The organism is Hydrogenophaga sp. (assembly GCF_048549895.1).
In the GTDB taxonomy this organism is placed as follows: Bacteria; Pseudomonadota; Gammaproteobacteria; order Burkholderiales; family Burkholderiaceae_C; genus Hydrogenophaga.
This window is the reverse complement of sequence record NZ_JBLYYB010000059.1, coordinates 1-14704: the sequence shown is the minus strand read 5'-3', so window position 1 is coordinate 14704 and position 14704 is coordinate 1. Positions and strand designations below refer to the sequence as shown.

Genomic DNA, 14704 nt, shown 5'->3' with positions numbered 1-14704 from the left:
TCCCCTTTAGTTTTCCCCAGCGGATTCCAGAATCGGATTCACCGATCACGTGAACCCGCAACATGGAATCCTCCAGTCAAGACAAGAACCTGCCCGCCACCGCGCAGCGCCTGAAAAAGGCCCGCACGGACGGTCAGGTGCCGCGTTCCAAGGACCTGTCCAACCTCATGGTGCTGGGCGGCGGATCGCTGATCTTGCTGGCGCTCGCACCCACCGGTTTCGACAAGCTGCGCACCACACTGCAGAGCCAGCTGCGTTTTGACAACGCATCGTTGCAACAACCTGGCCAGATGCTGCAACGCCTCGTGGACGGATTCGCGCAAGGCCTCATGCTGTACCTGCCACTGGGCCTGCTGGTGCTCGCGGTGGCCATTGGCGCCTCGGTGGCCGCCGGCAGCTACGCGCTCAGCACCAAACCCCTCGTGCCCGACCTCAGCCGCCTGAACCCGCTCAAGGGCTTTGGCCGGCTGTTCTCCAAACAGCAACTGGTCGACACCTTCAAGCTCTTCGGTGTGACCGCCATCGTCTTCGTGGTCGCCTGGCAGTTCATCGGCGCCCATGCAGAGCTGTTTGCCACGCTGGTCATGCAGCCGCTGGAGTCCGGCATCGGGCAACTGGGCAGCTGGATCGTCACCGGCGTGAGCCTGCTGCTGCTGGTGGTGGGCTTCTTTGCGCTCATCGACGTGCCGATGCAGAAGTTCCTGCACGGCCAGCAGCTCAAGATGTCTCACCAGGAGGTGAAGCAGGAGCACAAGGAAGCGGAGGGCGACCCGCATGTGAAGGCACAGCGCCGTGCGCGCCAGCGCGAGATGGCCCAGCGCAACAGCGTGGGCGCCGTGCCCAAGGCCGATCTGGTGGTCATGAACCCGACCCACTACGCCGTGGCCATCCGCTACGACGACGCCTCCATGAACGCACCGCGCGTGGTGGCCAAGGGCGCCGACCTCATCGCCATGAAGATTCGCGACGTGGCCAAGGCCCACAACGTGCCGGTGCTGCAGTCGCCCATGCTGGCGCGTGCGCTCTACGCCCACGCCGAGCTCGACGGCGAAGTGCCTTCGGCGCTCTACACCGCCGTGGCCCAGGTGCTGGCCTATGTGTACCAGCTCAAGGCCGCCCTCAAGGGCCAGGGCGCCATGCCCGGCGAGATGCCCACCCCGCAAGTGCCGCCCGAGCTGGACCCGCACTACAAGAAATCCGCTTCCAAGGACACTGAATGAACGCCTTGCAACCCTTGCAGCAATGGTTTGCGCGCAACGCCGGCTGGGCCGGTGGTCTGGCCGCCCCCATGCTGGTGATCACGATCCTGTCGATGATGGTGCTGCCGCTGCCGCCCTGGCTGCTGGACACCTTCTTCACGCTCAACATCGCGCTGGCTCTGGTGGTGATGATGGTGGCGGCCTACATGAAGCGCCCGCTGGACTTCTCGGTGTTCCCCACCGTGCTGCTGCTCACCACGCTGCTGCGCCTCTCGCTCAACGTGGCCTCCACCCGTGTGGTGCTGCTTGAAGGTCACACCGGCCCGGGCGCGGCCGGCGCGGTGATCGAGGCCTTCGGCCACTTCCTGATCGGTGGCAACTTCGCGGTCGGCTTTGTGGTGTTCGTGATTCTGGTGGTGATCAACTTCATCGTGATCACCAAGGGCTCGGAGCGCATCGCCGAGGTGTCGGCCCGCTTCACGCTGGACGCCATGCCCGGCAAACAGATGGCGATCGATGCGGATCTGAACGCCGGCCTGATCGACGAGAAGCAGGCCAAGAAGCGGCGCCAGGAAGTGGGCGACGAGGCCGAGTTCTTCGGCTCCATGGACGGTGCCTCCAAGTTCGTGCGTGGCGACGCCATCGCCGGCATCCTGATCCTGGTCATCAACATCATCGGTGGCTTCGCGGTGGGCGTGATGCAGCACGGCCTCTCGGCCGGTGAAGCGGCCAGCACCTACATCCTGCTGGCGGTGGGCGATGCGCTGGTGGCGCAGATTCCCTCGCTGCTGATCTCGGTGGCCGCGGCCATGGTGGTCTCGCGCGTGGGCAAGGACGAAGACCTGGGCGCGCAGGTGATGGACCAGATGTTCCTCTCCTCCAAGGTCATGGGCATCGTGGCGGCGGTCATGTTCCTGTTGGGCGTGATCCCGGGCATGCCGCACCTGGTGTTCCTCGCGTTTGCCGCCATCTTCGGCGCGCTGTGCTGGTGGCGCCTGCGGGAAGAAGGCAAGCCGGTGGCCGAGCCCGAGGCACCTGCCTTGCAGAGCGATGGCGAGGCCACCTGGGACGACCTGCAGCCGGTGGACCTGCTCGGCCTGGAGCTGGGTTACCGCCTGATCGCCATGGTGGACAAAACCCGCCAGGGCGACCTGCTGACCCGCATCAAGGGCGTGCGCAAGAAGTTCGCCCAAGAGGTGGGTTTCCTGCCGCCGGCCGTGCACGTGCGCGACAACCTGGAGCTGCGCCCCAGCGCCTACCGCATCACGCTGCGCGGCGTGGTGGTGGGCGAGGGCGAGGTGTTCCCCGGCATGTTTCTGGCCATCGATCCGGGTGGCCTGGGCACCCCGCTGATTGGCACCCCCACCACCGACCCGGCGTTTGGTCTGCCCGCGCACTGGATCGAAGAAAAGCAGCGTGAAAACGCGCAGATGGCCGGTTTTACCGTGGTTGATTCCGAGACTGTGCTGGCCACGCATCTTTCACACTTGATGCAAGTCCAGGCAGCCAAGTTGCTGAGCCGGACGGAGACCCAGGACCTGGTTGAACACGTCACCAAACTGGCCCCCAAACTGATCGAAGAAGTCGTGCCCAAGATGATCTCCGTTGCCACCTTCCAGAAAGTGCTGCAGCTGCTGCTGGAAGAGTCGGTGCACGTGCGCGACATCCGCACCATCATCGAAGCGATCGCCGAACACGCCACCGCCACCACCGACCCGCAGGAGCTGGCCCGCCGCGTGCGCACCGCGCTCTCGCCGGCCATCGTGCAGCAGATCTACGGCCCGGTGAAAGAGCTCGAAGTGATCGCCATCGAGCCCGGCCTTGAGCGCCTGCTGATGCAGGCCTTGAGCGGCGCGTCCAACGGAGCACTGGACCCCGGCGTGGCCGAGATGCTGAGCAAGTCGGCCACCGACATCGCCAACAAGCAGGAAGAAAAAGGCGTGCCCGCCTGCCTGCTGGTGCCCGACGCCATCCGCAACGCCATGGCGCGCCTGCTGCGCCGTGCCGCGCCCCGCCTGCAAGTGCTGGCGCACAGCGAAATTCCTGAAACCCACCTGATCCGCATCGGCCCGATTCTTGGAGAACTTGCATGAACATCCAGCGCTTCACCGCTCCCACCTCCCGCGAAGCCATGGCCAAGGCCCGCAATGCCTTCGGCGACAGCGCCGTCATCCTCTCCACCCGCTCCACCGCAGAGGGTTTCGAGGTGATGGCCGCGGCCGAGGAGAGCCTCGCCCCGCTGGGCAACAGCGCCAGCCCTGCGCCGATCACCACCCGCCCGGCCGCCGCGACCAGCACGTTTGCTGCCCGCGCCAAAGCCACGACCACCCCCACGGCCACCCAGGCCCAGCCCGAGTCGGTGGAAGGTGACACCGAAGCCCTGGCCATGAGCACGCTGTCGTTCCAGGAATACGTGCGCGAACGCATGCTGCGCAAGCGCCGCGAGACGCTGCAGGACAGCGCCCCCGCCGAGCAGGCCGCCCCCGCGCAGCCCCTGCCCATGCCCGCCGCCGATCCCATCGTGGTGCCGGTGCAGCGCTTCAACGAGCCCGAGCGCGCCAGCTTCGGCAGCCGCCTGGGCCAGCAGCCGATCCGCACCCGCGAAGAAGAACCCGCCTGGGAAGACTCGCAGCCCTCGGTGCGCTTCGCCAGCAACGAAGACACCCGCATGGCGGTGGAGCTCTCCGCGCTGAAAGAGATGATCGAGGAGCGCTTCAACACGCTGGCCTGGCTCGGTTCGTCCAAGCAGAACCCGATCCAGTCCAACCTGATGCTCAAGATGATCCGCGCCGGGTACTCGCCCGCCATGGCCCGCGCCGTGCTGGAGCGTGTGCCGGTGGACGCCGGTGCTGCTGAGGCCTTCCGCTGGCTCATGGATGTGCTCACCCGCAACCTCAAGGTCAGCGCTTCCACCGCCGGCCTGTGCGACGAAGGTGGCGTGGTCTCGCTGATCGGCGCCACCGGTGTGGGCAAGACCACCACCGCCGCCAAGCTCGCCGCCCAGTGCGTCAAACAATACGGCGCGGCCAGCGTGGGCATGATCACGCTGGACACCTACCGCGTCTCGGGCTATGAGCAGCTGCGCGCCTACGGCCGCATGCTCGGTGTGGTGGCCCACCTGGCCCACGACCGCGCCGCGCTGAAAGACCTGCTCAACCTGCTCTCGGGCAAACGCCTGGTGATCATCGACACCGCCGGTCTCGGCCAGCGCGACCAGCGCATCCAGGACATGCTCGACGTGCTGGACATGCCCAAGGTCAAGAAGACCCTGGTGCTCAACGCCGGCTCGCACGGCGACACGCTCGACGAAACCCTGACCTCGTTCAAGGCCAGCTCGCTGCACGGTGTGGTGCTCTCCAAGGTGGACGAAGCCGTGAAACTCGGCCCGGCGCTGGACGCACTCATCCGCCACCAGGTGACGCTGCGCGGCGTGGCCAACGGCCAGCGCGTGCCCGAAGACTGGCAGAACCCCGATGCCTCGACCCTGGTGCGCATGTCCATGGGCACGGCCGGCAAGTCGGCCTACGACCCGGTGGCCACCGACATGGGCTTCTACTTTGCCCCCACCAACGCACGCGGCGTGAACCTGGGGGCCTCGCATGTTTGAACACGGCTTCGACCAGGCCGCCGGCCTGCGCGGCGAGAGCCGCAGCGGTGGCGCCGCACTGCTCCCGGTGGCCAGCCCGGCGCAACCCGCGCGCGGCCACGAATGGCTCTACATGCTGGCCGGTTGCCTGGCCAACCAGGGGCGCTCGGTGGTCATCGTGGACGGCACCGCCAGTGAGTCCGCCAGTTTCCAGCGCGAAGCCGGCAGCCATCTGGGCCTGTTGCGCGCGCTGCAAGACCCGTCCATCGGCCACCTTGAGCACCCCAACGACCTTGCCGACTGGCTGGTGATGCCCGGCGCGCGCGGTCTGCAAGCCTTGCAGGAAACCGCCCGGGCCGCTGGCGCACCGGTGGCGCTCTCGCGCCTGCTGGCGCCGTTTGCACCGGGTGTGGTCGTGCTGCTGTTTGCGCCCGCCTTCGCGTTGGCCAACCTGCTGCCCGGCCTGAACGCCCGCGCCATGGTGCCGGTGATCGACCAGCCGCAAGCCAGCATCGACGCGTACGGCGCTGTGAAGCTGCTGCACACCGCCGGCCTGTTGCCCGTGCTGGCGCCACTGGCCTCGGGCGGTGCGCAAGCGCTGCAGCCGCTGGTGACCTCGGTCACCGACTGCGCGGCCAAACACCTGGGCCTGAAGCTGGAGAGCTGGCCCGCCCACACCTGGGGCCACCGCGCCCAGGCCAGTGCCATGTCTTCAACGGCCGAGACCGGCCTGCACGGCTACCACGGTCTGGCCCGCGTTGCCCCGACGACCCCCCTCTGGAGCTGAAGATGTACACCGCCAAAGGCACGCTCAACCGCGACGAGCAGCTGCGCAAATACAGCCCGCTGGTGCGGCGTCTGGCCCACCACATGATCGCCAAGCTGCCCCCCAGCGTGGAGCTCGACGACCTGATCCAGGTCGGCATGATCGGCCTGACCGAAGCCATTGCGCGCTTCGAGCCCACGCAGGGCGTGCAGTTCGAGACCTTCGCCAGCCAGCGCATCCGCGGCGCCATGATCGACGAGCTGCGCGAAGGCGACTGGATGTCGCGCGGTTCGCGCAAGAGCCAGAAAGACATTGAACAAGCGGTGAGCCGCCTGCAGCAAAAACTGCAGCGCGTGCCCAAGGAATCCGAGATCGCCGCCGAGCTGGGCATGGAACTCGCCGACTACCAGCACCTGCTGGCCAAGGTGCGCGGCACGCAGCTGGTGTACCTGGAAGACATCAGCGGCAACAGCGACGACGAAGACGGTTTCCTCGACCGCCACATGGGCGACAGCGAAGCCGACCCCTCAGCCAAACTGCAGGACCACCGCATGCGCACCGCGCTGGTGGCCGCCATCAACGTGCTGCCCGAGCGCGAACAGCAGATCATGAGCATGTACTACGAGCACGACATGAACCTGAAGGAAATCGCGGCCGTGCTGGGCGTGACCGAATCGCGCATCTGCCAGCTGCACAGCCAGTCGATCGCGCGGCTGCGGTCGAAATTGCGCGAGCACTGAGGGCGCAGCGCGCTGGTTGGGGCACCTTGGCGCGAGGTGCAATACCGCAGGCGCAGTAGCCGTTGGTGCGTGGCAACGGCCATTGGCGTCAGGGGAGGGGCGTGGCTAGGATCGCCAGCGGTCCTGATCGAGCCGCCATCGAAGTGGGCTTCAAGGACCCCTCATCCACCTCGACGCTCATGCACCATGACAAACCCGCAACAACCCAAACCCCTGAGCCCCATTTTTGATGCGCTCGATGAAGCCCTCAGCGACGACGACACCGATCCCGACACCGATGACTTGCAGAGCGAAGCGATCCGCGCCATCTGGTACGGGTTTGATGCCCCGCAGGCCGTTCAGGCCCTGATCGACGAGCAAATCGAACAAGGCCTGGAGTTCGATGTGGACAAGGTCCGGGCGACCGTCGACAGGGAATTCGCCAAAAAGCGCGCTGCCGAGGCGCAATGGCCCGCAATCACCGACTTCGACAAGCTGGATCGCGCCTTCGTCCGCCTGCACGAGCAGGGCATTTGCGCCCTCCATTGCCCGGGCGACACCCAGGAGCAGGGCATTGAAGCGGTGGCGGACGTGCTCACAGACGACGACACGCCCGAGGACAAGTACCACGGCTATTGTTTTTATGACAGCCAGGACCTTGATCGGGCGCTTGACAACGAAGGGCTGCTGTTGGCCCACGGACACGTTGACCGCAGCGAAGCCGAGGATGCACAGCACATCGCTGTGGCCCAGGCGATCTGCGAAGCCCTGAGACAGGAAGGTCTTGAGGTCGACTGGAACGGTTCGACGAATCGGCGCATCAACCTGCCTTCATTCCGGTGGCAGCGGCGCTCGCCGGGCTGAGCGCTCGGCGTGGGTTCAGGGCTTGAGCTGCGCGCGGATCTCCCCGCCCTTGTGCGCGTTGGAGTGCACGTTCACGTACAGCGAGCCCATGTTGTAGGCCGCCAGCTGGGCGAGCGTGAGCTTGGCGCCGGCCGGCACCACGTAGGTGTTGTCGCCGGTTTTGGTGAGCGTCACGACCACCGGGCCGTTCTGACCGGCGGGGGCAATGTGGATGTGTGCCATGGTGCTCGCCACACCGGCGGTGGTGACGCTGCCGCTCACCGCGCCGTCGGCCGTCACCTGGATGTTGGCGGTGCCGCTGGCGCTGGTGGTCACGGGCGGCACTTCTTGCGCGCCGCTGAGTTTTTCATCGCCGCGCACGGCGCTGGCCACGGAGCCGGTCATCTTGTCGACGGTGGCGCAACCCATCAGCGTGGTGAGCGTGGCAGCGGCGACGAGGCCGAGCAAGGGTTTGAGGCGGAAAACAGATCTCATGGCAACTCCTTGGGTTCGACAACCGAACGAGGCCAGTATGGGTTCGCCTCGCGGGCGGGTCAAAGGGGTTGACCCGGTGCCTGGCCGAACATCACGTTGATGCGTGCCACGTACTTCGGCACCTCGCTGTCCACGCGGCGGCCTTCGTGCACGACCGAGGTGGGGCCGAAGCCGTGGCGGAAGAACAGGGCATCGCCCTTCTTCGGCACCACGTCCACCCAGCTGCCGTCTCGCCGGTACAGGCGGGTGTTGCCGCCCACCACGCCGTCCTCGGGGCCGTTGAGGTAGAGCAGCATGGTGAGGCCAGAGCGCAGGCCGGGCCACTCCAGCATCTCGCTGCGGTCGTCGCTCAGGCCGTAGCCTGGCCAGTCACCGTCGGTGTGGCGGTTGAAGACGTCCTGCGCGTCGTAGCGGTACATGTTGAGGCGGTGGCTCAGGCGCGGATGCAGTGGCGCGCCGAGCATGTCGGGCGGCAGCAGGTGGCCGATGCGCGCCATCACCGTGCCGAGCAAGGCTTCGTCGGCCACCCAGTGCACCGACTTGTTCATGCGCATGCCCGGCGGTGTGGCGATGCCGGGGGCCTCGTCTCGGTAGCCCATGCGCTCGGTGGCGGCGGTGATGCGGTCGGCTTCATCGGCGCTGACCACGTGGCTGATGGAGAAGGCCAGCAAGCCGCCGAGGTCGATGTCGTGGCGGGTGGCCGCGGGCAGCTCATCGGTGAGCGTGAGCGCTTCGGGCGTGGTCTCGAATGCGTGGATGGGCGTGTGCGGCACCACGCCGCCCATGGGCAGCGAGCCGTGCAGGCGGGCCACCACCCGCAGCGCCGGCCAGGTGGTGGTGTCGGTGGGCAGGCGCGCACCCATCACCAGCTCCCGCTGTTGGCCATGTCCACCCAGGGCTGGCTCGGGGGCAGGGCGTCGCCCTTTTGCAGCAGCTCGATGGAGATGTTGTCGGGCGAACGCACAAAGGCCATGTGGCCGTCACGCGGTGGGCGCAGGATGGCCACGCCGTGCGACTGCAGGCGCTCGCAGGTGGCGTAGATGTCGTCCACCAGGTAGGCCAGGTGGCCGAAGTTGCGCCCGCCGGTGTAGGTCTCGGGGTCCCAGTTGTGGGTGAGTTCGATCTGCGCGCTGTGGTCGCCGGGGGCGGCGAGGAAGGCGAGTGTGAAGCGGCCTTGCGGCACTTCGCGGATGCGCACGACTTCCAGGCCGAGGGCGTCGCGGTAGAACTTCAGGGAGGCTTCAAGGTCGGTCACGCGGACCATGGTGTGCAGGTATTTCATGACCCCGATTGGACCCAAGTTGCAAAACCTTGTCAGCCCACGGCTTTTCGGTGGCGCAACAGGTCGGGCACGAAGCCTGGCGCGGCTGCGTCCGCTGAACGCATAGCGCTAAAGCAATACGCACCCACGCTTTCGCACGAGTGCGTTGTCTTGCGTGTGACTGAACAGGGGTGAATTCCCTAGGTTGAGAAGTTCGTAAGTTCACTAACAATCGCTCCATCGCAGACATCAGCTTGTCGGCCTTTCACAGCACCGACACAGCAAGACACAGGAGAACGGATTTCCAACAGCCCCGCTGGCCCACCGGCCAACGGGGTTCTTGATGGTGATCGACATTCATGAGCACCGAATACATTCTCGAAACGCAGGAACTCACCCGCGAATTCAAAGGGTTCGTCGCGGTTGACAAGGTCAACCTCAAGGTCAAGCGCGGCTCGATCCACGCGCTGATCGGCCCCAACGGCGCCGGCAAGACCACCATGTTCAACCTGCTGACGAAGTTCCTGCCCGTGACCTCGGGCAAGATCTTCTACAAGGGCGAAGACATCACCAGCCACAAGGCGGCCGAGGTGGCTCGCACCGGCATGGTGCGTTCGTTCCAGATCTCGGCGGTGTTTCCCCACCTCACCGTGCTGGAGAACGTGCGCATCGGCCTGCAGCGAAAGCTGGGCACCAGCTTCCATTTCTGGAAGCCCGAGTCCAGCCTGTACGCCCTCAACGACGAAGCCATGGCCCTCTTGGAGCAGGTGGACCTGGGCAGCTTCGCGCAGACCCAGACGGTGGAGTTGCCCTACGGCCGCAAGCGCGCGCTGGAGATCGCCACCACGCTGGCGCTGGACCCCGAGCTGATGCTGCTGGACGAACCCACGCAGGGCATGGGCCACGAAGACGTGGGCCGTGTGGTGGAGCTGATCCGCAAGGTGGCGGCCAACCGCACCGTGCTGATGGTGGAGCACAACATGAACGTGATCGCCAACCTGTCGGACACCATCACGGTGCTGGCGCGTGGCTCGGTGCTGGCCGAAGGGCCGTACGAAACCGTGTCCAAAGACCCGCGTGTGCTTGAGGCCTATGTGGGCACGGTGGAAGAAGTATGAGCAAGGTTCTCCTGAAGGTCGCCGACCTCCACACCTGGTACGGCGAATCGCATGTGCTGCACGGCATCAACTTCGAGATCCGCGAAGGCGAGCTGGTCACGCTGCTGGGGCGCAACGGCGCGGGCCGCACCACCACCGTCAAGTCCATCCTGGGTCTGGTGGGCAAACGCACCGGCTCGATCCAGATCGACGGCGTGGAAACCATCCAGATGCCGACCAACAAGATCGCCCGCCTCGGCCTGGGCTACTGCCCCGAAGAGCGCGGCATTTTTTCGTCGCTGAGTTGCGAGGAAAACCTGATGCTGCCGCCCAAGGTGGGCGAGGGCGGCATGAGCGTGGAAGAAATCTACGAGATGTTCCCCAACCTCAAGGAGCGCCGCCACAGCCAGGGCACGCGCCTCTCGGGCGGTGAACAGCAGATGCTGGCGATGGCGCGCATCCTGCGCTCGGGCGCCCGCATCTTGTTGCTCGACGAAATCACCGAAGGCCTGGCCCCGGTGATCGTGCAGACGCTGGGCCGTGTGATCCGCGCGCTCAAGGCCAAGGGCCTGACCATCATCCTGGTCGAACAGAATTTCCGGTTTGCCGCGCCCCTGGCCGACCGCCACTACGTGATCGAACACGGCCAGATCGTGGCCACGGTCAACAAGAACGAGCTCGAGAGCAAATCCGACATGCTCAATGAGTATCTGGGCGTCTGACGCCCTTCCACCAAGAGGAGACTTCCATGAAGCGCAGTTTGATTTCAACCGCCGTGACCGCCGCCATTGCCACCGTGCTGGCCGGCGGCGCATCTTTCGCCGTGGCCCAGCAGGGCAAGCTCACCGGTGACGCCGTGAAGATCGGCGTGCTCACCGACATGTCGGGTGTGTACGCCGACTACGGTGGTCCTGGTGCCGTGGCTGCCGCCAAGATGGCTGTGGCCGACTTCGGCGGCACCATGTTCGGCAAGCCGATCGAAGTGGTCAGCGCCGACCACCAGAACAAGCCCGACATCGCCAAGAACGTGGCCCAGGGCTGGTTCGACCGCGACGGCGTGGACATCTCGGTGGAAAACCTGAACTCCGCCGTGGCCCTGGCCGTGCAGGCACTCGGCAAGGAAAAGAACAAGATCACCATCACCACCGGTGCCGCCTCGGCCCGCCTGACCAACGCCGACTGCGCACCCACCACCGGCATTCACTACCTGATGGACACCATTGCGTTGTCCAACGTGGTGGGCAAGGCCATTGTGAAAGACGGCGGCGACAGCTGGTACTTCCTGACCGCCGACTACGCCTTCGGCCACTCGCTGGAAAAAGACACCGGTGATGTGGTGAAAGCCGCTGGCGGCAAGGTGCTGGGCGCCGTGCGCCACCCGCTGTCCACCGGCGACTTCTCGTCCTTCCTGCTGCAGGCTCAAACCTCCGGCGCCAAGGTGGTTGGTCTGGCCAACGCCGGTGGCGACACGGTGAGCAGCGTGAAAGCCGCGGCCGAGTTCGGTCTGACCAAGAAACAGAACCTGGCTGCGTTGCTGATGCTGTTGACCGACGTGCACGCCATCGGCCTGCCCACGGCACAAGGCCTGTACCTCACCGAAGCCTGGTACTGGGACCTGAACGCCGAAACACGCGCCTGGGCCGACAAGTACAGCAAGGTCATGAACGGCCGCAAGCCCAACTCCAACCACGCCTCGGTTTATTCGTCGACGCTGCATTACCTCAACGCCATCAAGGCCGCCGGCACCGACGACACCGCCGCGGTGATGGCCAAGATGAAGGAAATGCCGATCAACGACATGTTCGCCAAGGGCGGCAAGGTCCGCGAAGACGGCCGCATGGTGCACGACATGTACCTGTTCCAGGTGAAGAAGCCTTCGGAGTCCAAGGGCGCCTGGGATTACTACAACCTCAAAGGCACCATCAAAGGCGACGAGGCTTTCCAGTCGCTGGCGCTGAGCCAGTGCCCCGGCGTGAAGAAGTGAGCCTGGGCTGATTTGAATTGACTTGAACTGAGCCGACCGGGCGGGCCGTGATTCACGGCCCGCCCCATTTCACCTGAATGCAATGACTGAAATATTTGGTGTGCCGACTGTGGCCTTCATGGGGCAACTCATGCTGGGGCTGGTCAACGGCTCTTTCTACGCAATCCTGTCGCTGGGGCTGGCCGTCATCTTCGGCATGCTCAACATCGTCAACTTCGCGCACGGTGCCCTCTACATGGTGGGCGCCTTCGTGGCGTGGATGATGCTCAACTACCTGGGCGTGAACTACTGGTTCGCACTGCTGCTTGCACCCCTGGTGGTGGGCGCCATCGGAGCCCTGATCGAGATGACCATGCTGCGCCGCCTGCAGCAGCTGGACCACCTCTATGGTCTGCTCCTCACCTTCGGTCTGGCGCTCATCTTCGAAGGCGTGTTCCGCGAGTTTTACGGCTCGTCCGGTTTGCCTTACGAACTTCCCGAGATCTTCCGTGGCGTGTTCGACTTGGGCTTCATGTTCCTGCCCAAGTACCGCGCGTGGGTGGTGTTTGTCTCCATCTTCCTGTGCCTGTTCACCTGGTACGTGATCGAGAAGACCAAGCTGGGCGCTTATTTGCGCGCCGGCACCGAGAACCCCAACATGGTTCGCGCCTTCGGCATCAACGTGCCGCTGATGGTCACCCTCACCTACGCCTTTGGTGTGGGTCTGGCCGGTCTGGCCGGTGTGATGGCCGCACCCATCTACCAGGTGAGCCCTCTGATGGGCTCCAACATCATCATCGTGGTGTTCGCCGTGGTCGTGATCGGCGGCATGGGCTCCATCCTGGGCTCCATCCTCACCGGCCTGGCGCTGGGCCTCATTGAAGGTCTGACCAAGGTGTTCTACGCAGAGCTCTCATCGACCGTGGTCTTCATCATCATGGTCATCGTCTTGATGATCCGTCCGGCAGGTCTGTTCGGCCGGGAGAAATAATGTCCAAAGCCACCCGCAACGTTTTTGTGGTGCTGTTCCTGGCACTGCTGGTCGCCCCTTTCGTGGGCTACCCCATCTTCCTCATGAAGGTGCTGTGCTTCGCACTGTTCGCCTCCGCGTTCAACCTGCTGATCGGCTTCACCGGCCTGCTCTCGTTCGGTCACGCCATGTTCTTCGGCTTTGCGGCCTACGTGGCCGGCCACGCCGCCAAGGTGTGGGGGCTCACGCCCGAGCTGGCGATCCTGGCGGGCACGGTGAGCGCGGCCTTCATTGGTCTCGTCACCGGCTGGCTGGCGGTGCGCCGCCAGGGCATCTACTTCTCCATGGTCACGCTGGCGCTGGCGCAGATGATTTATTTCATCTGCGTGCAGGCGCCGTTCACCTACGCCGAAGACGGCATCCAGAGCATCCCGCGCGGCAAGCTGTTCGGCCTGATCGACCTGACCGACGACCGGGTGATGTACTACCTGGTGGCGGTGATTTTCGCCGCAGCGTTTGCGCTCATTTACCGAATCATCCACTCGCCGTTCGGGCAGGTGCTCAAGTCGGTGCGTGAGAACGAACCGCGTGCGCTCTCGCTGGGCTACAACGTCGACCGCTACAAGCTGATGGCCTTCGTGCTCTCGGGCACCATCGCCGGTCTCGCGGGCGCCACCAAGTCGATCGCCTTCGGTATCGCCACGCTCACCGACGTGGGCTGGCAGATGTCGGGTGAGGTGGTGCTGATGACGCTGCTCGGCGGCATGGGCACCATCCTGGGCCCCACCGTGGGTGCGGCCATCATCGTGACCATGCAGAACTACCTCTCGGGCCTGGGCTCGCTGGTGTCCATCATCATGGGCGTGACGTTTGTGTTCTGCGTGCTCGTGTTCCGCCGCGGCATCGTGGGTGAAATCGAACACCGCTTCGGCGCCAAGAAAAGCTGAAGCCTTTCGGCGCAGACAAGAAAAAACCGGCCGAGGCCGGTTTTTTCTTGTCTGCAGAGGCTTGTTTCAGGCAGCCAGGGCCTGATGCGCCACCACCTCGCGCGAGATGTGTGCCACCGTCTGCTGGGGCGAACACTCCGACCACAACTTGCGGGCACAGCCTTCGCACTGACCGCACTGGGTGGCCACGCCCAACTCCAGCTGGATGTCGTCAAAGCCCATGCCCGAGCGGGCGCACTGGGCAATGGTCTTGTCGCTGATGCGGCGGCAGATGCAAACAATCATGGTGCTGGGCGGGCTCTGTGAATCTGAACGAATGATAATGAATCGCATTCATACTCGCAATACCGCTCAGCGGATGAAAACCCTCAGCTGACCGAACCCATCTGGCTCTGCAGGTAGTTCTGCAAACCCACCTTGTCGATCAGCTCGATCTGGGTTTCCAGAAAATCGATGTGCTCTTCGGTGTCGTCCAGGATGCCCTGCAGCAGGTCGCGCGAGACATAGTCACGCACCGACTCGCAATGGGCGATGCCGTCCTTGATCGTCTTCTGTGCGCCGGTTTCCAGCGCCAGGTCGCTCGCCAGCAGCTCGGGCACGTCTTCGCCAATGTTCAGCTTGCCCAGGTCCTGCAGGTTGGGCAGGCCGTCCAGCGTGAAGATGCGGTCCATGAGCTTGTCGGCGTGTTTCATCTCGCCGATGGACTCCTCGTATTCCTTGGCCGCCAGCTTGTCCAGACCCCAGTGCTTGAGCATGCGGTAGTGAACGAAATACTGGTTGATCGCGGTGAGCTCGTTCCTGAGCACCGTGTTGAGAAACTCGATGACTTTCTTGTCGCCTTTCATGGGGTCCGGCTTC

General features: G+C 64.8%; 16 protein-coding genes. 11 read left to right on the top strand and 5 right to left on the bottom strand.

Features of this window, described 5'->3' with window-relative positions; translation table 11 throughout:
• Positions 1-62 precede the first annotated feature (62 nt).
• From ACN4F8_RS06085 to ACN4F8_RS06060, 6 genes are all read left to right on the top strand, one after another.
• Positions 63-1220 carry an EscU/YscU/HrcU family type III secretion system export apparatus switch protein gene (locus tag ACN4F8_RS06085; RefSeq protein ID WP_419472728.1) on the top strand — a complete coding sequence of 386 codons (1158 nt, stop codon included), beginning with the start codon at positions 63-65 and terminating at the stop codon, positions 1218-1220.
• Positions 1217-3292 carry a flagellar biosynthesis protein FlhA gene (gene flhA / locus ACN4F8_RS06080; protein ID WP_419472727.1) on the top strand — a complete coding sequence of 692 codons (2076 nt, stop codon included), beginning with the start codon at positions 1217-1219 and terminating at the stop codon, positions 3290-3292. The genes ACN4F8_RS06085 and flhA overlap by 4 nt, the downstream gene beginning before the upstream one ends.
• Positions 3289-4806 carry a flagellar biosynthesis protein FlhF gene (gene flhF, locus ACN4F8_RS06075; RefSeq protein WP_419472726.1) on the top strand — a complete coding sequence of 506 codons (1518 nt, stop codon included), beginning with the start codon at positions 3289-3291 and terminating at the stop codon, positions 4804-4806. Before flhA ends, flhF begins: the two co-directional genes overlap by 4 nt.
• Positions 4799-5572, top strand: coding sequence for a hypothetical protein (locus ACN4F8_RS06070; protein ID WP_419472725.1), 774 nt, complete (start codon positions 4799-4801; stop codon positions 5570-5572). The genes flhF and ACN4F8_RS06070 overlap by 8 nt, the downstream gene beginning before the upstream one ends.
• A gap of 2 nt (positions 5573-5574) precedes the next feature.
• Positions 5575-6291 (top strand): RNA polymerase sigma factor FliA, encoded by a 717-nt coding sequence (locus ACN4F8_RS06065; protein ID WP_419472724.1) that lies wholly within the window; start codon positions 5575-5577, stop codon positions 6289-6291.
• Between the two features lie 69 nt (positions 6292-6360).
• The gene (locus ACN4F8_RS06060) at positions 6361-7134 is read left to right on the top strand and encodes a DUF6891 domain-containing protein (protein WP_419472723.1); all 774 of its coding nucleotides are present in this window, start codon (positions 6361-6363) and stop codon (positions 7132-7134) included.
• A 15-nt stretch (positions 7135-7149) separates the two neighbouring features.
• Here ACN4F8_RS06060 and ACN4F8_RS06055 read toward each other — a convergent pair whose 3' ends face one another.
• From ACN4F8_RS06055 to ACN4F8_RS06045, 3 genes are read right to left on the bottom strand one after another with little or no spacing between them, the layout of a single operon-like run.
• Complete coding sequence (locus ACN4F8_RS06055) at positions 7150-7608, bottom strand: CHRD domain-containing protein (protein ID WP_419472722.1); 459 nt, start codon at positions 7606-7608, stop codon at positions 7150-7152.
• Between the two features lie 59 nt (positions 7609-7667).
• The gene (locus ACN4F8_RS06050) at positions 7668-8471 is read right to left on the bottom strand and encodes a 2OG-Fe(II) oxygenase (protein WP_419472721.1); all 804 of its coding nucleotides are present in this window, start codon (positions 8469-8471) and stop codon (positions 7668-7670) included.
• Positions 8471-8890 carry a VOC family protein gene (locus ACN4F8_RS06045; RefSeq protein WP_069047620.1) on the bottom strand — a complete coding sequence of 140 codons (420 nt, stop codon included), beginning with the start codon at positions 8888-8890 and terminating at the stop codon, positions 8471-8473. The genes ACN4F8_RS06050 and ACN4F8_RS06045 overlap by 1 nt, the downstream gene beginning before the upstream one ends.
• Positions 8891-9228: 338 nt before the next feature.
• Here ACN4F8_RS06045 and ACN4F8_RS06040 point away from each other — a divergent pair, with 338 nt between their 5' ends.
• The 5 genes from ACN4F8_RS06040 (at position 9229) to ACN4F8_RS06020 (ending at position 13846) form a co-directional block, all read left to right on the top strand.
• Positions 9229-9987: an ABC transporter ATP-binding protein gene (locus ACN4F8_RS06040; RefSeq protein WP_419472720.1), complete on the top strand. Its 759-nt coding sequence runs from the start codon at positions 9229-9231 to the stop codon at positions 9985-9987.
• The gene (locus ACN4F8_RS06035) at positions 9984-10688 is read left to right on the top strand and encodes an ABC transporter ATP-binding protein (RefSeq protein ID WP_419472719.1); all 705 of its coding nucleotides are present in this window, start codon (positions 9984-9986) and stop codon (positions 10686-10688) included. Before ACN4F8_RS06040 ends, ACN4F8_RS06035 begins: the two co-directional genes overlap by 4 nt.
• Positions 10689-10714: 26 nt before the next feature.
• Complete coding sequence (locus ACN4F8_RS06030; protein ID WP_419472718.1) at positions 10715-11950, top strand: ABC transporter substrate-binding protein; 1236 nt, start codon at positions 10715-10717, stop codon at positions 11948-11950.
• An 82-nt stretch (positions 11951-12032) separates the two neighbouring features.
• On the top strand, positions 12033-12920 hold the full coding sequence (locus tag ACN4F8_RS06025; protein ID WP_419472717.1) for a branched-chain amino acid ABC transporter permease: 888 nt from the start codon (positions 12033-12035) through the stop codon (positions 12918-12920).
• Entirely contained in the window at positions 12920-13846 is a 927-nt protein-coding gene (locus tag ACN4F8_RS06020; protein ID WP_419472716.1) for a branched-chain amino acid ABC transporter permease, read from the top strand. Before ACN4F8_RS06025 ends, ACN4F8_RS06020 begins: the two co-directional genes overlap by 1 nt.
• A gap of 66 nt (positions 13847-13912) precedes the next feature.
• Here the strand turns inward: ACN4F8_RS06020 and ACN4F8_RS06015 are convergent, their stop codons facing one another.
• Together ACN4F8_RS06015 and bfr are read right to left on the bottom strand one after the other, a co-directional pair.
• The gene (locus ACN4F8_RS06015; RefSeq protein ID WP_419472715.1) at positions 13913-14131 is read right to left on the bottom strand and encodes a (2Fe-2S)-binding protein; all 219 of its coding nucleotides are present in this window, start codon (positions 14129-14131) and stop codon (positions 13913-13915) included.
• Between the two features lie 83 nt (positions 14132-14214).
• Positions 14215-14691, bottom strand: a complete 477-nt coding sequence (gene bfr, locus ACN4F8_RS06010; protein ID WP_419472745.1) for a bacterioferritin — start codon at positions 14689-14691, stop codon at positions 14215-14217.
• Positions 14692-14704 lie beyond the last annotated feature (13 nt).